A 17,949-nucleotide genomic window follows, 5' to 3' on the forward strand; every position below is an offset into this window, starting at 1 on the left:
AAAAATTTGGCTGACCTAAAGTCATGATTTGCTCTAGCCCTTATCAATGCTGGGCTAAAACAAGTTAAGAAATTCTAGAGCAGATGTTGATACAATTGAGTCAACGCGTGCTCGACCGCTTTTTTGCGAACTTCTGCACGGTCACCAGAGAAATGCATGGTTTCTACTTGCTGCCAACTTTGGTTATCAGCAAAAGCAAAGCAGACCATACCGACTGGTTTCTCTTCACTGCCACCACCCGGCCCTGCAATACCACTGATGGATACACCGATGGTGGCATTTGAGTTTTTAATTGCACCCTGTACCATTTCAATCACAACTGGCTCACTCACTGCACCATGCGCTTCTAACGTTGAAGCTTGCACACCAAGCATCTCCATTTTCGCTTCATTACTGTAGGTGACGAACGCACGGTCAAGCCACGCTGAACTACCAGCAATGTCAGTAATGGCGGTTGCAACACCACCACCTGTGCATGATTCTGCGGTTGTTAAAACATGCCCGTGTTTAGCCAATAATGCGCCTAAATCGGCACTCAATTTTGTTGTTTTTTCCATAGCCAAAATGCCCTTTGTCTCTTTTTACTTGATAGGGATTCACGTATCCTAAGCCGCTACGGAAATAAACAAAAGAACTTACCTGTGAAAGCTGAACAAAAACACACTCCGATGATGCAGCAATACCTCAAGCTAAAAGCTGAGAACCCAGAGATTTTGCTGTTCTACCGCATGGGCGATTTCTACGAACTCTTTTACGATGATGCCAAGCGAGCTTCTCAGCTTCTTGATATTTCATTGACCAAACGTGGTGCGTCTGCAGGTGAACCAATCCCAATGGCGGGTGTGCCATTTCACGCCGTAGAGGGCTACCTGGCAAAACTTGTTCAGCTTGGTGAGTCTGTGGCGATCTGTGAACAGATTGGCGATCCGGCCACCAGCAAGGGCCCGGTAGAACGTAAAGTTGTGCGTATCGTGACACCAGGTACTGTGACGGATGAAGCACTGCTTTCTGAGCGTGTCGATAACTTAATCGCAGCAATTTACCATCACAACGGTAAGTTCGGTTATGCGACGCTGGATGTCACCTCTGGTCGCTTCCAACTGACAGAACCAGAAACTGAAGAAGCGATGACAGCCGAGCTTCAACGTACCGCACCACGTGAGCTACTGTTCCCAGAAGATTTTGAACCTGTACATTTAATGGCGAGCCGCAATGGTAACCGTCGTCGCCCAGTCTGGGAGTTTGAGCTTGATACGGCTAAGCAACAACTCAATCAACAATTTGGCACAAAAGATCTGGTTGGTTTTGGTGTAGAACATGCGTCCTTAGGGTTATGTGCTGCTGGTTGTTTGATCCAGTACGTAAAAGATACTCAACGTACGGCTTTACCTCATATTCGCTCTTTAACGTTTGATCATCAGGATCAATCCGTCATCCTTGATGCTGCTACCCGACGTAATCTGGAAATTACTCAAAATCTAGCAGGCGGAACCGATAACACGCTCGCTGCAGTACTCGACCATTGTGCTACTCCGATGGGCAGCCGAATGCTGAAGCGTTGGTTGCATCAGCCTATGCGTTGCATTGAAACGTTAAACAATCGCCTTGATGCGATTGGTGAGATTAAAGAACAAGCTCTGTTTGCCGATCTTCAACCAACGTTAAAGCAAATTGGTGATATTGAACGTATCTTAGCGCGCCTTGCATTACGCTCTGCTCGCCCTCGCGATATGGCTAGACTTCGCAATGCCATGCAACAGCTACCAGAGCTAGAATCTGTCACCGCTTCTTTGACCCATCCGTACCTAACGAAATTGGCGAAGTATGCAGCTCCGATTGACGAAGTATGTGATCTGTTAGAGCGCGCGATTAAAGAAAATCCGCCGGTTGTTATTCGTGATGGTGGCGTCATCGCTGAAGGCTACAATGCGGAGCTCGATGAATGGCGAAAATTGGCAGACGGTGCAACAGAATATCTTGAGCAGCTTGAGCGAGATGAGCGTGAACGACACGGTATCGATACGCTTAAAGTAGGCTACAACAACGTTCATGGCTTCTTTATCCAAGTAAGCCGTGGCCAGAGCCATTTGGTTCCACCGCATTATGTACGTCGCCAAACACTCAAAAACGCTGAACGCTACATCATCCCAGAGCTTAAGGAACACGAAGACAAAGTACTTAACTCGAAATCTAAAGCGTTAGCACTTGAGAAACAGTTGTGGGAAGAACTGTTTGATCTATTGATGCCAAACCTTGAGAAGCTGCAAAACCTAGCTTCTGCCCTGTCTCAACTGGATGTATTACAAAACCTAGCAGAGCGTGCAGATTCGTTAGATTACTGCCGCCCAACGCTTGTGAAAGACGCAGGAATTCACATTCAAGCTGGTCGTCATCCAGTCGTAGAACAAGTAACAACAGAGCCGTTCATCGCGAACCCAATTGAGCTTAACCCAGCCCGTAAGATGTTGATCATCACCGGTCCAAACATGGGTGGTAAATCAACCTACATGCGTCAAACTGCGCTGATTGCATTGATGGCACATATCGGCTCTTATGTACCGGCAGAATCCGCACAGATTGGTTCTTTAGATCGTATATTTACTCGTATTGGTGCGTCAGATGATCTTGCATCTGGCCGCTCGACCTTCATGGTAGAAATGACCGAAACAGCCAATATTCTTCACAACGCAACTAAGAACAGTTTGGTGCTAATGGATGAAATCGGACGCGGTACTAGTACTTACGACGGTCTCTCTTTAGCTTGGGCAAGTGCGGAATGGCTCGCAACACAAATTGGTGCGATGACCCTATTTGCAACTCACTACTTCGAATTAACAGAGTTACCGAACCAACTGCCAAGCTTAGCGAACGTTCACTTGGATGCCGTAGAACATGGAGACAGCATTGCCTTTATGCACGCAGTTCAAGAAGGCGCGGCAAGTAAGTCTTACGGCTTGGCTGTTGCGGGCTTAGCTGGCGTACCAAAAACGGTCATCAAAAATGCGCGTAACAAGCTATCTCAGCTAGAGCAACTGGGGCAAAACAGTGACACACCACGTCCAAGTGCAGTAGATGTGGCTAACCAGTTGAGCCTGATTCCAGAGCCTAGCGAGGTCGAACAAGCTCTGTCAGGTATTGATCCTGACGACTTAACGCCACGCCAAGCTCTTGAAGAGCTGTATCGCTTGAAGAAGATGCTGTAAACAGACTCACACCAACGAGCAAAAAAGAAAAAAGGCTATGGGGAACCATAGCCTTTTGTGTATCTAGTGAAATACGGATTATTTAATCGTCTTCTACGTTAAACAAGTTTTCCATATTCAAACCTTGTTTGATTAGGACTTCACGAAGACGACGTAAACCTTCCACTTGTATTTGACGTACTCGCTCACGTGTCAGACCAATCTCTCGACCAACTTCTTCCAGCGTCGAAGGCTCGTAGCCTAGTAGGCCGAAGCGTCGTGCAAGCACTTCTTTCTGTTTCGGATTCAACTCTTCTAACCAATGAATCAACGATGATTTGATGTCGTCATCTTGAGTCGAAACTTCTGGATCAGAGTTGTTTGCATCAGGAATAATATCCAGCAGCGCTTTCTCACCGTCACCACCGATTGGCGTGTCGACAGAGCTAATACGCTCATTAAGGCGTAACATTTTGCTTACGTCTTCGACTGGAATATCTAATTGAGCAGCAATTTCTTCTGCGGTCGGTTCGTGATCGAGCTTTTGAGAAAGTTCACGCGCAGTACGCAGATAAATGTTCAGCTCTTTCACTACGTGGATAGGTAGACGGATCGTGCGAGTTTGGTTCATCAACGCTCGCTCTATCGTTTGTCGGATCCACCATGTTGCGTAAGTAGAGAAACGGAAACCACGTTCTGGGTCGAATTTTTCGACCGCTCGGATCAAGCCGAGGTTACCTTCTTCAATCAGATCGAGTAGTGCTAGACCACGGTTACTGTATCGACGAGAAATCTTAACAACCAAACGTAGGTTACTTTCGATCATACGTTTGCGTGCCGCTTCGTCGCCACGTAGGGCGCGTCTTGCGTAAAGCACTTCTTCTTCGGCAGTAAGTAAAGGTGAGAAGCCAATTTCGCCCAAATACAACTGAGTTGCATCTAAGCTTTTACTGCTCGCGTCAAATTCTTCACGCGCAGTCGCTTTGCTTTCTGTGGATGATGATCTTTCGAGTTCGTTATCAATGGTCTTCACTGACGCATTATCAAATGCAAACTCTTCAACTTTGGTTACTGTGTTGCTGATACTCATAACGCCTCCCCCTGGCGAGTTAGCAAGACATGACAACTCAATATGTCGCTAAATGATGTCGCAAGTTGTTTTTCAAAGTTTTAAGGCAAATAGCGTTTTGGATTCACTGATTTACCTTGATAGCGAATTTCAAAGTGTAGTTTGACCGACTTTGCACCTGAACTACCCATGGTGGCGATTTTTTGTCCGCTTTTTACGCTTTGTCCTTCTGTGACCAACAGCTTGTCATTATGTGCGTATGCGCTTAAATAATTGTCGTTATGCTTTACTATAATTAAGTTGCCATAACCTCGTAGCGCATTGCCTGAATAAACGACTGTGCCGGCTGCGGTTGAAACGATAGGTTGACCACGCTGTCCTGCGATGTCGATACCTTTATTTCCCTGTTCTCCCGCCGAAAAGTTCTTGATTACTCTCCCTTTTGTTGGCCACAACCACTTTGAGACTTTATCACTCTTTACTGTGGTAGTTGGCGCTTTTTGCTTCACTTTTTGGTTATCTTTTGAACCAACATACTCCTTTGTTTTCGATTGTTCAACCTTCTTTGGAGGCTGTTTTTGTACGACTTTAGGCTTAGTCTCTGTAGGTTTTTGACTAGAGTTTTTACTCGAAGGTTTAGGTTTAGAGGCTGTTGATGTTTTCGTCACTGGAGCTGGGGGGGTCGTAACAACAGGAGCCACAACGGGTTCAACTTTTTGACCATATTTAGGGGCGACATATTTCGGAGCCCAAAGTTTTAGCCTCTGTCCTGGGTAGATAGTGTAAGGCTGAGTTAACTCATTGTAACGAACAAGATCATTTACATCTTTATCTGTGACATAAGCTATGAAGTAAAGCGTATCGCCTTTTTTTACCTCATAATAACTCCCTCTGTAACTCCCTCTTTCAAGGCTTGAATAGTCTTTTTTTAGGCTAGAGACAGGTGCAGGGGAATGCGCTGCACAACCAACTAGTCCTGCAGCAAACACAAAGCTAATACCAATATGACGTAGTAACTTATTCACCTATCCCTAACCCTTAAGCTAAATCACCCGCAACCAGAGGTACGAACCGAACCATTTCTACAACGGTAGAGAGATATTCGTCTCCCTTACGCTCTATTTTTAATAACTGTTGTTCCGTATCTCCAACAGGAATGACCATTTTTCCGCCATCTCTTAATTGTGAGAGAAGAGCTTGGGGAATCACTTCAGCGGCAGCGGTAACAATAATAGCATCGAAAGGACCTCGCGCTTCCCAGCCCTGCCACCCATCAGCATGCTTAGTTGAAACATTGTAGATATCCAATTGCTTCAGGCGACGCTTTGCTTCCCATTGCAACGATTTAATTCGCTCAACGGAGTATACATGATCAACAATTTGCGCCAGTACCGCGGTTTGATAACCCGATCCCGTTCCGATTTCCAGAACACGACTCGCCGGCTCTAGCTCAAGCAACTCGGTCATACGAGCAACGATATAAGGCTGAGAAATAGTTTGTCCCTGACCAATTGGTAACGCATTGTTATCATAGGCTTGGTGCATCATCGCTTGAGAAACAAAGCTTTCTCGTGGCAAGCGTTGGATAGCATCCAGAACTCTTTGGTCTTTGATGCCACTGGAGATAAGAAACGCTATCAACCTGTCAGCATGTGGGTTACTCATTACTTCTCTTCCTTTAACCAACTATCCATAGCACGCAGCGACTCGTGAGCGGTGAGATCAACTTGCAGAGGCGTCATTGAAACTCGGCCATGCTCAATTGCATAAAAGTCCGTGCCCTCTCCTGCATCTTGCTCCTTTCCTGGTGGCCCTAACCAATAAATGTCATGGCCTCTCGGATCTTTCTGCTTGATCATATTCTCTGCGTGATGACGTGCACCTAAACGAGTAACTTCAATTTCACCTAAATTCTCTGATGGTAAGTCCGGCACGTTTACGTTCAGTAGACGATTTGTTGGAATCGGCGACGCTAAATGCTGTTGTACAATTTGACGTGCAATTCTAGCGGCGGATTCGAAATGTCGCTTACCCACTAGAGAAAAAGCCACCGACTGAACGCCAAGGAAATGACCTTCCATGGCTGCTGCTACTGTTCCAGAATAAAGAACATCATCACCCAAATTAGCGCCATGGTTGATTCCTGACAGAACAAGATCAGGCAAATCATCTTTCATTAGCTCATTCAGCGCGAAATGCACACAATCCGTGGGCGTGCCTTGCACTGAGTAGATATTTGGGGCAATTTCAGTCACGCGTAATGGTTGTTCTAATGTGAGTGAATTCGAAGCACCTGAACGATTTCGATCAGGTGCGACAATGGTCACTTCAGCGATATCTCTCAACTCATCAGCGAGGGCATGAATCCCTTGAGCATGAACACCATCATCATTGCTGATTAAGACTCTTAAGGGCTTCGGGTTTCGTGAATCCTGTTCCATTAGTATTCTCTTTCTACTTCAACCTCATTAACTAACTCACGAACAATAGAGGTCGCAAAAGATCCCGCATCCAGTGAGAAAGTCAGCGTAATGTTGTTACCTTCAACCGTCCAAGCTAAATCTTTTGGCTTTAGCGCAATATCGCGACGGTCGTGGCGCATGCGATTACCACGAATCAGCGCCATGAGGTCAGGCTCTTCGTCTAAAAACGGTTGTTCTAATGCCAGAGCCTCAGCTTGAGTAGGCAGTGCATTATCGCCAGCAAGCGCAGCGGTAATTGCCGCTTCACCTTGCGCAAATTGCACTTGCAGATCAGCTATGTTGTTTACATCAATCAACTGAGTGCCAGAATTCGTCTGTGCAATGTCACCATCAATGAACTTATCAAACGCACCATTCTCTAGACGAGCTGAAACGATGCGGTTGAAAATCCACGAACGAGCCGCTGATAAATACATACTGCGCTTGTTTTGATTGCGGGTACGAACGTTTTCGCGTCCCCATCGACGTGCTTCTTCAAGGTTGTTACCATCGTTACCAAAACGCTGACTACCAAAGTAGTTTGGCACGCCAACTTGTTTCACTTTTTCAAGACGTTGCTCTACATCCGCTATATCTGTCACTTCAGACAAAGTAACCACGAACTCGTTCCCTACTAGGTCACCAGGACGCAGTTTTTTATTGTGACGATCTGTTGCAAGGATTTCGATACTTGGGTATTGAGCCAAAAACGCTGAAAAATCTGGCGTTTCACCTTTTGGTAAATGGACACTTAACCACTGTTCCGTCACCGCATGACGGTCTTTAAGACCCGCCCAGCTAACGTCTTTCGACTTAACACCACAGGCTTTTGCTAACTCGTTAGCAACGAAGCTGGTGTTCTCGCCCGTTTTACGGATACGAACCATTAAGTGCTCGCCTTCGCCCGTAAAGGCAAAACCTAAATCTTCGCGAACCTGAAAATGCTCTGGCTGCGCTTTAATTTTTGCCGATGCAACTGGCTTACCCGTTAGGTAAGCCAATGAAGATAAAATGTCTGACATGATGTGTTTCCGCTGATATCACAGCTTAGAGGAGCAAATTGCTAGTTATTGCTTAAACAGAAGTACAACGGCTTCCGTTGCAATGCCTTCTTTGCGTCCAGTAAAACCGAGACGTTCTGTCGTCGTCGCTTTTACGTTAATGTTACTAATGTCGGTTTCTAGGTCTTCGGCTATCGCCGCACACATTGCGTCAATGTGTGGTGCCATTTTAGGCGCTTGTGCCATGATGGTTACATCAGCATTGCCAAGACGGTAGCCTTGCTCTTTAACTCGACGGTAAACGTCTTTCAGTAATTCACGACTGTTTGCGCCTTTCCATTTATCATCCGTATCTGGGAAATGACGACCAATATCGCCGGCAGCAATCGCGCCCAGCAGAGCATCCGTTAACGCATGCAACGCTACATCGCCATCTGAGTGAGCAATCAAACCTTGCTCATAAGGGATTGCTACACCACCAATAATGACTGGGCCTTCACCACCGAATTTATGTACATCGAAACCATGACCAATTCGAATCATTTTCTATCCTTTCTTTATTCGCCGCGCTCACGGCTTAGATAAAACTCGGCTAACGCAAGATCTTCTGGCTGAGTGATTTTTATATTGTTCGCATTCCCTTGAACTAAGGCTGGCTTCTCGCCTAACCATTCCAAAGCCGAGGCTTCATCGGTAATGGTTACACCCTGTTCTAATGCGTCAGCCAGTGCTTGAGTAAGCTGCTGAGTTTTAAACATTTGTGGAGTAAGTGCATGCCACAATGCTTCTCTATCTACCGTATGATCGATATCTTGTACTGCGTTTGCTCGCTTCATTGTATCTCTCACAGGAGATGCGAGAATGCCACCCGTTGAGTGGGCGCAGCAAACATCAATCAAACGGTCAATGTCGGATGTTAATACACATGGCCTCGCAGCGTCGTGGACTAATACCCACTCGCTTTCCAGATGCTCATTGACATAGTTTAGCCCTGATAACACAGAGTCTGCTCTTTCTTTACCACCAGCTACACGAATCACATCTGGGTGCTTAGCAATGGACAATTCTGGGTAATATGGGTCGCCGTCAGTAATGGCAACGACAACCTTAGAAATATTTGGGTGGGAAAGCAGTTTCTCTACGGTATGTTCCAGTACCGCTTTACCTTCGATCAATAAATATTGCTTAGGGCGATCTGCCTTCATTCTGCTACCCACACCCGCAGCTGGCACAATTGCGATATGCGATGAGTTCATATCCAACATTTTAATGGTTTTCCTCACCTATAATGCGGTAAAAAGTCTCGCCATCTTTAACTAAACCGAGCTCATGACGCGCACGTTCTTCAATCGCATCAAGACCTTGCCTTAAGTCATCAATCTCAGCGAACATTTCATTGTTGCGAGCTTGTAGCTTGCTGTTCACTTGTTGCTGAACTTCAATTTCATCTTTTACTGTGTAGTAGTCAGACACTCCGTTTTTACCAAACCATAGAGTGTATTGAAGCAAGCCAAACAGTAGCGTAAGGGCTATAACAAAGATTCGCATATCGCTGCTAACATTCTGTACCGGAAGGAATTAGATAAGGTGACATATATAGCATAAATGCGAGGTTGCCTCTAGGGGAGAAAGGGAGACTCACACGCTCCTTACAAGAAATAAGCAGCAAAATGAAACAAGCTCATAGGAAGCGCTCCTTACCCATGACCAAAGTAAGAGCCAAAAATACAAACCTATAAATACAAAAAACCGCCGTAGCGAGGGTTTCAAAAAGCTATTTAGCGAAACTTTACTCAATAAGAATTAAGCTTGATCTTTAACTTCTTTGAGACCGCTTACTTGAAACATGGAGGAGTGCGCTCACTTAGCGCTTCCGTTATATAAAAAAACACCCCGCCAAAGCAGGGTGTTTTAAAAGCTTTAAGTTAAGCCGTTAACTCAGTTAAGAATTAAGCCTGACCTTTAACTTCTTTGAGACCGCTTCCTTGAAACATGGAGGAGCGCGCTCACTTAGAGCTTCCGTCATATAAAAAACGCCCCGCAAGTGCGAGGCGTTTTCAAAAGCTTTAAGTTAAGCGGTTAATTCAATTAAGAATTAAGCTTGACCTTTAACTTCTTTAAGACCGTTGAAAGGAGCGCGCTCACCTAGAGCTTCCTCGATACGGATTAGCTGGTTGTACTTAGCAACACGGTCAGAACGGCTCATAGAACCAGTTTTGATTTGACCTGCAGCTGTACCTACCGCTAGGTCAGCGATAGTTGCATCTTCAGTTTCGCCAGAACGGTGAGAGATTACTGCTGTGTAACCTGCGTCTTTAGCCATCTTGATTGCAGCTAGAGTCTCAGTTAGAGAACCGATTTGGTTGAACTTGATAAGGATAGAGTTAGCTACGCCTTTCTCGATACCTTCAGCAAGGATCTTAGTGTTAGTAACGAATAGATCGTCACCTACTAGTTGAAGCTTGTCACCTAGTAGTTCTGTTTGGTGCTTGAAGCCATCCCAGTCAGACTCGTCTAGACCGTCTTCGATAGAAACGATTGGGAATTGGTTAGCTAGCTCAGCTAGGTAGTGGTTGAACTCTTCAGAAGTGAAAGTTTTACCTTCGCCTTTCATGTTGTAGATGCCAGCTTCTTTGTCGAAGAACTCAGATGCAGCACAGTCCATAGCTAGAGTAACGTCTTTACCTAGTTCGTAACCAGCAGCTGCAACAGCTTCTGCGATAACTTCTAGAGCTTCAGCGTTAGATTTAAGGTTAGGAGCGAAACCACCTTCATCACCAACTGCAGTGCTGTAGCCTTTAGACTTAAGAACTTTAGCTAGGTTGTGGAATACTTCTGCACCGATACGTAGACCTTCTTTAAGAGTCTTAGCGCCAACTGGTTGGATCATGAACTCTTGGATGTCAACGTTGTTGTCTGCGTGCTCGCCACCGTTGATGATGTTCATCATTGGTAGAGGCATAGAGAACTGACCTGCAGTGCCGTTTAGCTCAGCGATGTGCTCGTATAGGGGCATGCCTTTCGCAGCAGCAGCAGCTTTAGCGTTTGCTAGAGAAACAGCTAGGATAGCGTTAGCACCGAATTTAGATTTGTTTTCAGTGCCGTCTAGTTCGATCATTACTGCGTCGATTGCAGCTTGGTCTTTAGCGTCTTTGCCAACTAGAGCTTCAGCGATTGGGCCGTTTACAGCTTCAACTGCTTTAAGAACACCTTTACCTAGGAAACGTGCTTTGTCACCGTCACGTAGCTCAAGAGCTTCGCGAGAACCAGTAGATGCGCCAGATGGAGCTGCCGCCATACCTACGAAACCGCCTTCTAGGTGTACTTCAGCTTCTACAGTTGGGTTACCACGTGAGTCGATGATTTCACGACCTAGAACTTTAACGATCTTAGACATTAATGTTTCCTCTCGTTTCAAATATAAATGTCAATCTTAAAGGGCAGCAGCACAACCTTCGCCGCCGCCCGTATCCTTTTACTTCTCGAATTCGCCGCGTGCGTTTTGGCCCGCAGCCTTAACAAAACCTGCAAACAATGGATGTCCATCGCGAGGAGTCGAGGTGAATTCTGGGTGGAACTGAGCCGCTACAAACCATGGGTGAGCTGGGTTCTCAATCATTTCCACTAACTTCTTGTCCGCAGATAGACCTGATACTTTTAGGCCTGCTTTTTCGATTTGCGGACGAAGCACGTTATTCACTTCGTAACGGTGACGGTGACGTTCATGGATCGTCGCGCTACCGTACAGTTCACGAGCTTTAGTCCCTTTCTCTAGGTGACACAGCTGTGAACCAAGACGCATCGTACCGCCTAGGTCAGACTTTTCAGTACGCTCTTCTACGCTACCTGATTCGTCTACCCACTCTGTGATCAAACCTACCACAGGGTACTTAGTCTCTTTGTTAAATTCTGTTGAATGTGCACCTTCCATACCCGCAACGTTACGCGCGTATTCGATTAGTGCAACTTGCATACCCAAACAAATACCTAGGTAAGGCACGTTATTTTCACGTGCATATTGAGCCGCACGGATCTTGCCTTCAATACCACGATCGCCGAAGCCACCTGGTACTAGGATTGCGTCCAAACCTTCTAGAAGTTCAACGCCTTTTGTTTCGATATCTTGTGAGTCTACATACTTAATTGTGACGCTTAGACGGTTTTTCAAGCCAGCGTGTTTAAGCGCTTCGTTCACAGATTTGTATGCATCTGGTAATTCAATGTATTTACCAACCATACCGATGGTTACTTCACCAGTAGGATTTGCTTCTTCGTAGATAACCTGTTCCCATTCAGAAAGGTCTGCTTCAGGAGCAGTAATACCAAAGCGAGCACACACAAGGTCATCTAGCCCTTGAGATTTAATCAACTGAGGGATCTTGTAGATAGAGTCTACATCCTTCATTGAAATTACTGCTTTTTCTGGAACATTACAGAACAGTGCGATTTTTTTACGCTCATTCGCAGGAATAACGCGATCGCTACGGCAAACTAGGATGTCTGGCTGAATACCGATAGATAGAAGTTCTTTTACAGAGTGTTGCGTCGGCTTAGTTTTCACTTCGCCCGCTGCCGCTAGGTAAGGAACAAGTGTTAGGTGCATGAACATTGCGCGCTCACGGCCTAGCTCAACAGCTAGCTGACGAATCGCTTCCATAAATGGTAGTGATTCGATATCACCAACAGTACCGCCAACTTCAACGATAGCCACATCATGGCCTTCAGAACCTGCAATAACGCGATCTTTGATTGCGTTAGTGATATGAGGGATAACTTGAATAGTTGCGCCTAGGTAGTCACCACGACGTTCTTTACGAAGTACGTCGGCATAAACACGACCTGCAGTGAAGTTGTTACGCTTGGTCATCTTGGTACGGATGAAACGCTCGTAGTGACCAAGGTCAAGGTCAGTCTCTGCGCCATCTTCTGTAACGAACACTTCACCGTGCTGAGTAGGGCTCATTGTGCCCGGGTCAACGTTGATGTAAGGGTCAAGCTTCATCATAGTCACTTTAAGACCACGAGCTTCTAGAATAGCCGCAAGAGATGCTGCTGCAATACCTTTACCTAGAGAGGATACAACCCCGCCAGTAACAAAAATGTAATTTGTCGTCATGTTTAACCTGAAATTGGTTGAATGAGGGAAATGGAGTGCTTCTGGACGGGAGATAAATATACCAGAAGCTCCTTACCGCCACAACGTGAAATCTATCACACCGTAATTTTTTATTTTTTGCTTCAAATCAAAGTGAGCAAAGACAAACCAAAGTCCGTTTTCGTGTAACCAAACAAGCTGACCTTATATTATGTATTCTGCCAGTTTACCTCTGCCTCGATTCTTCTTGTTTTACTTCATCCCAAAAATGGTCAAGTTCTGATAAAGAACAATCTGTAAGTACTTTGCCTGACTGCTGGACCTTGCCTTCAACTTGTTTAAAACGTCGCGCAAACTTTACGTTTGCTTTTCCTAGCGCGACTTCTGGGTTTTTATCAAGGTGGCGAGCCAAATTGACAGTCGCAAATAGCAAATCACCGAGCTCCAACTCAACTTTCTCTTCATCGGGCTGAACTTGCAGTGCCTCTTCCATGACTTCGTCAATTTCTTCTCGTACTTTATCGACAACCGGGCCAAGTGAATCCCAATCAAACCCAAATTTTGCACATTTTTTCTGAATTTTTGTAGCACGAGAAAGTGCCGGTAAAGAGTTTGGTATTGAGTCTAGGATACTTTCTTCCGCTTTGCCTACTAGGGCTTTTTCTTTTGCTTTTTCCGCTTCCCAGTTCGCGTTAATTTCCTCGTCAGATTCAAACTCAACATCTGAAAAAACATGCGGGTGGCGACGAGTCAGTTTTTCGTTCACGGTTTCGACGACATCCGAAAAGTCGAACAGCTCTTGCTCTTTCGCTAGCTGACTGTAAAAAATCACCTGAAACAACAAATCCCCTAGCTCTTCTTTTAGATTGGGCCAATCTCGATTTTGAATCGCGTCCACCACCTCGTAGGTTTCTTCTATTGTATGCGGAACGATGGTGTCAAAGGTTTGTTTTAAGTCCCAAGGGCAACCGTTTTCTGGGTCACGCAGCTTCGCCATGATTTGTTCTAACTGTTCAATTGGATGACTCATTTTTGTTCCTTTAAACCTTTCTATTAAAGAAAAAGGTGAGCAGCCAAAACCACTCACCTTCTACATTATATTTTCTCAGCAGCTTTCACTAAGTAATTGTTACTTTGACAAGGCAACAAATTTTCGCGACCCCTGAGCATAGCTCGCCTATGTGATACCCCTGAGCCGGCACGTCGGAATAAGTGCAGCTAACGCAGAGAAAAAGCCAAATATGACGCAAGTGTAACTCTGTAAATAGTTGAAGTTGTAGCTAGGCGACAAACAAACGAGACTCCATCACATGGTTCACCATGTGATGAGCCTGGGCCGGCACTCCGGAGTGCGTGCAGTCAACAACGCTACAACGATAACTATGACGAGAGTTTTAGCCGAGGCGTTTCACCGTCATGACATCCTTGATCTGTTCCACACGCTTCGAAACCCGCGAAAGCACCTCAATATTGGTGACTTCTAGGTCAAAGTCCATGATGGCAAGTTGACGTCTGTAGTCGACTCGGTTCTTCATACTGGTCACTTTGATCTTTTCGTTGGCGAACAGTGTCGTAATGTCTTTGAGTAGACCACCTCGCTCCATCGCTTCAACACGCACGGTGAGGATGTATGACCCCACAAAGCCGCTGCCCCAGACTGTATCGATGATGCGCTCTGGCGCATGATGGCGCAGTTCTTCTAACTGTTCACAGTCACTACGGTGTACTGAAATCCCACGACCTTGCGTTATGTAACCAGAGATATCGTCACCTGGAATTGGCTGACAGCAACGTGCTAGATGTGTCATTAGGTTATCGACGCCTTCTACTACAACTGCGTCTTTTTTCGGTCGGCTTTGCGCGGGTGATTTATGCTCAGCTTCTTGCAGTTTTTCCAGTGCTTGCTGGTCTTCTTCCTCTGCCGTTGGCTTGTTAACTAACGCGTTGATATGGTTAATGATTTGGTTGATGCGCAAATCACCGCTACCTACCCCAACATACAATTCATCTGGTGTTTTGACGTTAAACCGCTTGAGGGCGTAATGCTCTGCATCTTTTAACGTTGCGCCAATTTTGGCTAACTCATGCTCAAGGATTTCACGACCTGCTTCAAGGTTCTTCTCACGGCTTTGTTTTCGGAACCAGGCGTTAATTTTGGCACGCGCACGACCAGAATGAACGAAGCCTAATGATGGGTTTAACCAGTCACGTGATGGGTTAGGTTCTTTCTGAGTGATAATCTCGACTTGGTCACCCATATGTAATTTATGCGTGAACGGCACAATACGACCTCCGACTTTGGCACCGATACAACGGTGTCCCACTTCGGAGTGAATGTGATAGGCAAAATCTAGCGGCGTTGCCCCCATTGGCAAATCGACAACATCACCACGTGGTGTAAAGGCATAAACACGGTCATCAAAGACTTGGCTACGCAGCTCATCGAGCATTTCGCCAGAGTCAGACATTTCTTCTTGCCAATCCAGTAGCTTACGCAGCCACGTGATCTTCTCATCATAACCGCTTCGGCTGCTTGCCCCTTCTTTATATTTCCAGTGCGCTGCAACCCCCAGCTCCGACTCTTCATGCATTTGCTTGGTACGAATCTGGATCTCGATGGTTTTGCCTTCTGGCCCTAGAATTACTGTATGGATCGATTGATAACCGTTTGGTTTAGGGTTAGCAACGTAGTCATCAAACTCGCTCGGTAGATGCTTGTATTTGGTGTGAACTACGCCTAAAGCCGCGTAACAATCTTGCAGTTTGTCTGCGATGATACGCACTGCTCGAACATCAAACAGCTCATCAAAGGCCAAACTCTTTTTCTGCATTTTTCGCCAAATGCTGTAGATGTGCTTAGGTCGACCACTCACTTCGGCATTGATGCCCGACACTTCCATTTCGTGCGTGAGGTCTTCAACAAAGTCTTTGATGTACTGTTCACGAACGATGCGCCTCTCAGAAAGCTGTTTGGCAATTTGTTTGTAAGTTTCCGGTTGTTGGTAGCGGAAAGCGTAATCTTCAATTTCCCATTTCAGCTGACCGATGCCTAATCGGTTTGCTAGCGGCGCATAGATGTTGGCACACTCTTTTGCCGCCGCACGTCGAACTTCATCTGGCGCTTTTTTAACTTCAATAAGGTTACAAATTCGTTCCGCGAGCTTGATAACTACGCAGCGGAAGTCATCCACCATGGCAAGCAGCATGCGGCGTACGTTATCTACCTGAGATGACGCTGCACTGCCTTCCATGTTGACGTTGAGTTGGCCAATAGCAGCCATTTCTTCAACGCCGTCGATTAATTTTATGATTTCTTTGCTGTATTTCTCTTCCAGAATTTCTCTGTTAAAAGCACCACTTGAAACCAAAGGAAACAGTTGAGCAGCCACTAAAGTGGCTTGATCCATAGACAAGGTGATTAAAATTTCGATCATTTCTCGTCCACGCCACAACAACAGCTCCGCTTGCTCGTTATCAGCTAATACCGTCTGGCAATCTCGATATACTTCGATTAAGCGTGAGGCTGTGTTTTTCTCTTGTCCTAGGCTAGCCACCCAGTTTTCGAGTTCAAACTGTTCATCTTGGTTTAAATGCGCGCTTCTTACCGCAACCATCTCATCATCCTAATTATTATATTCGTGTGGTTTGACTAACACCGTCCAGGTTAGTTCTTTTTACCGCGCGTACACGCTGGCTTTATGACCACCCACCACAAATAAGGGGTCAAAGTCCTAAAGTTAGGACTTTTCAAACAATGCCATCGATTCTAGATGACTGGTATGAGGGAACATATCCAGCATACCTAATTTAGTTAATTTATAGCCTTGCTCTATCAAGCTTTGACTATCCCTAGCAAGGGTAGCAGGATTACAAGAAACATAAACTACACGCTGTGCGCCAAGCTCAGAAACTTGATCGATGATCCCACTCGCTCCCGCGCGTGCCGGGTCTAATAATACTTTATCAAACCGCTCTGCGGCCCAGGCTTGGCCTTCAAAATCTTGCTCAAGGTTAGCGTGATAAAATTGCGCGTTATTGATTTGGTTCAAAGATGCATTGTTTGTGGCTTTTTCTACCATCTCTGCAACACCCTCTACTCCAACCACGTACTTAGCTAATTTCGCAACTGGTAAACTAAAGTTGCCTAAGCCACAGAACAAATCTAACACTCGGTCACTCTTTTGTGGGTCTAACCACTCAACCGCTTGTTTGACCATTTGTTGGTTTACACCTTGGTTTACTTGAATAAAGTTATTTGGTGCAAAAGGGATTTTCACTCCAACTTCTTGATAAAAAGGCATATCGCCTTCGATAAGGTCTAATTGTTCTGTCGATGGCATTAAGTACAACGATGCGCCATGACGTTTTGCCAACTCCGTTAGAGATTGAGCTTCACTCGTTGTCAGAGCGCTCAAGTGGCGCAGCGTAATACACGGCCCATTATCACCAAGTACCAGCTCTACATGACCCAATTGTTCAGGCTTTTTGAACGCTTTTAGCGCTGAGTAAATCTCTGGCAGCAAAACATTCAGTTCCGGTGCCAGCACTGGGCAATCGGTCACTTGCGCAATTTGCTTACTCTGCTTTTTACGGAAACCAAAATGTAGCTGACGTGTTTTTTTATCAACAAACAAGCTCACTCTCGCACGGCGACGGTAGGCCTGCGAATATCCCAATAACGGGGCATCTAGTTCAATGTCACTGCCTGAAAATTTTCGCATTAGCTGACGCAACGTTTGCTGTTTGTACGTCAATTGTTGGTCATAATCTAGATGCTGCAAATCACAGCCACCGCACTCATGATAATGTGGGCAAAATGGCTCCACACGAGCTTCACTCGGCTTAAGGATTTTAATCAACTTACCGCGAGCGTATTTGCTCTTTTCTTCCACCAATTGAGTGACCACCTCCTCACCCGGCAGTGCTCCATCAATAAACAATGGCTTCTTTTTGAGGTAAGCAATGCCTGCGCCGTGGTGATCTAAACGCTCTACTTGCACTGCTTGGTGCCGAGTATTGAGTTGGGTTTTCTTTTTCGGTTGAAAGATGCGTGCCATGCTCTATGCCTGATTTATGTGTAATTGCTCTTCGGCTTCACTATTCTTGATTGCAGCCGTTGTGTGATTCGAGTGACTTGATT

Annotated in this window: 15 protein-coding genes; 1 reads left to right on the forward strand and 14 read right to left on the reverse strand. The window is 45.7% G+C overall.

Translation table 11 applies throughout. The features are described 5' to 3' along the window. Nucleotides 1–74: 74 nt before the first annotated feature. Complete coding sequence (gene pncC, locus KI742_RS13250) at nucleotides 75–557, reverse strand: nicotinamide-nucleotide amidase (protein ID WP_005383794.1); 483 nt, start codon at nucleotides 555–557, stop codon at nucleotides 75–77. 84 nt (nucleotides 558–641) lie between these two features. On the opposite strand from pncC, the gene mutS reads away from it, so the two are divergent. Then, nucleotides 642–3,203, forward strand: a complete 2,562-nt coding sequence (gene mutS, locus KI742_RS13255) for a DNA mismatch repair protein MutS (protein ID WP_017633545.1) — start codon at nucleotides 642–644, stop codon at nucleotides 3,201–3,203. 82 nt (nucleotides 3,204–3,285) lie between these two features. Here the strand turns inward: mutS and rpoS are convergent, their stop codons facing one another. The 13 genes from rpoS to rlmD form a co-directional block, all read right to left on the reverse strand. Next, nucleotides 3,286–4,272: an RNA polymerase sigma factor RpoS gene (rpoS, locus tag KI742_RS13260; RefSeq protein ID WP_005380887.1), complete on the reverse strand. Its 987-nt coding sequence runs from the start codon at nucleotides 4,270–4,272 to the stop codon at nucleotides 3,286–3,288. A gap of 80 nt (nucleotides 4,273–4,352) precedes the next feature. Then, nucleotides 4,353–5,276 carry a peptidoglycan DD-metalloendopeptidase family protein gene (locus tag KI742_RS13265; RefSeq protein WP_213963129.1) on the reverse strand — a complete coding sequence of 308 codons (924 nt, stop codon included), beginning with the start codon at nucleotides 5,274–5,276 and terminating at the stop codon, nucleotides 4,353–4,355. 13 nt (nucleotides 5,277–5,289) lie between these two features. After that, nucleotides 5,290–5,916: a protein-L-isoaspartate(D-aspartate) O-methyltransferase gene (locus tag KI742_RS13270; protein ID WP_005380892.1), complete on the reverse strand. Its 627-nt coding sequence runs from the start codon at nucleotides 5,914–5,916 to the stop codon at nucleotides 5,290–5,292. Continuing rightward, nucleotides 5,916–6,692 (reverse strand): 5'/3'-nucleotidase SurE, encoded by a 777-nt coding sequence (gene surE / locus KI742_RS13275; RefSeq protein WP_285385476.1) that lies wholly within the window; start codon nucleotides 6,690–6,692, stop codon nucleotides 5,916–5,918. Before surE ends, KI742_RS13270 begins: the two co-directional genes overlap by 1 nt. Continuing rightward, nucleotides 6,692–7,735, reverse strand: coding sequence for a tRNA pseudouridine(13) synthase TruD (truD, locus tag KI742_RS13280; protein ID WP_285385475.1), 1,044 nt, complete (start codon nucleotides 7,733–7,735; stop codon nucleotides 6,692–6,694). Before truD ends, surE begins: the two co-directional genes overlap by 1 nt. Before the next feature lie 45 nt (nucleotides 7,736–7,780). Then, nucleotides 7,781–8,257, reverse strand: a complete 477-nt coding sequence (gene ispF, locus KI742_RS13285) for a 2-C-methyl-D-erythritol 2,4-cyclodiphosphate synthase (RefSeq protein ID WP_005380896.1) — start codon at nucleotides 8,255–8,257, stop codon at nucleotides 7,781–7,783. Between the two features lie 14 nt (nucleotides 8,258–8,271). Next, nucleotides 8,272–8,979, reverse strand: a complete 708-nt coding sequence (gene ispD, locus KI742_RS13290; protein ID WP_017821625.1) for a 2-C-methyl-D-erythritol 4-phosphate cytidylyltransferase — start codon at nucleotides 8,977–8,979, stop codon at nucleotides 8,272–8,274. 1 nt (nucleotide 8,980) lies between these two features. Then, nucleotides 8,981–9,262 carry a cell division protein FtsB gene (ftsB, locus tag KI742_RS13295; RefSeq protein WP_005380907.1) on the reverse strand — a complete coding sequence of 94 codons (282 nt, stop codon included), beginning with the start codon at nucleotides 9,260–9,262 and terminating at the stop codon, nucleotides 8,981–8,983. Nucleotides 9,263–9,809: 547 nt separating this feature from the next. Further along, nucleotides 9,810–11,111 carry a phosphopyruvate hydratase gene (gene eno, locus KI742_RS13300; protein WP_005383785.1) on the reverse strand — a complete coding sequence of 434 codons (1,302 nt, stop codon included), beginning with the start codon at nucleotides 11,109–11,111 and terminating at the stop codon, nucleotides 9,810–9,812. Nucleotides 11,112–11,189: 78 nt separating this feature from the next. Next, a complete protein-coding gene (locus KI742_RS13305; protein WP_021034029.1) occupies nucleotides 11,190–12,830 on the reverse strand; it encodes a CTP synthase in 1,641 nt (546 codons plus the stop codon). A 205-nt stretch (nucleotides 12,831–13,035) separates the two neighbouring features. After that, nucleotides 13,036–13,839, reverse strand: a complete 804-nt coding sequence (gene mazG, locus KI742_RS13310) for a nucleoside triphosphate pyrophosphohydrolase (protein WP_005383780.1) — start codon at nucleotides 13,837–13,839, stop codon at nucleotides 13,036–13,038. Nucleotides 13,840–14,203: 364 nt separating this feature from the next. Continuing rightward, the gene (gene relA / locus KI742_RS13315) at nucleotides 14,204–16,423 is read right to left on the reverse strand and encodes a GTP diphosphokinase (RefSeq protein ID WP_005380915.1); all 2,220 of its coding nucleotides are present in this window, start codon (nucleotides 16,421–16,423) and stop codon (nucleotides 14,204–14,206) included. Nucleotides 16,424–16,546: 123 nt separating this feature from the next. Beyond that, entirely contained in the window at nucleotides 16,547–17,866 is a 1,320-nt protein-coding gene (gene rlmD / locus KI742_RS13320) for a 23S rRNA (uracil(1939)-C(5))-methyltransferase RlmD (RefSeq protein ID WP_085570058.1), read from the reverse strand. Between the last annotated feature and the right edge of the window lie 83 nt (nucleotides 17,867–17,949).

The sequence above is a fragment of the Vibrio sp. D417a genome (assembly GCF_030248595.1).
Lineage (GTDB): Bacteria > Pseudomonadota > Gammaproteobacteria > Enterobacterales > Vibrionaceae > Vibrio > Vibrio alginolyticus.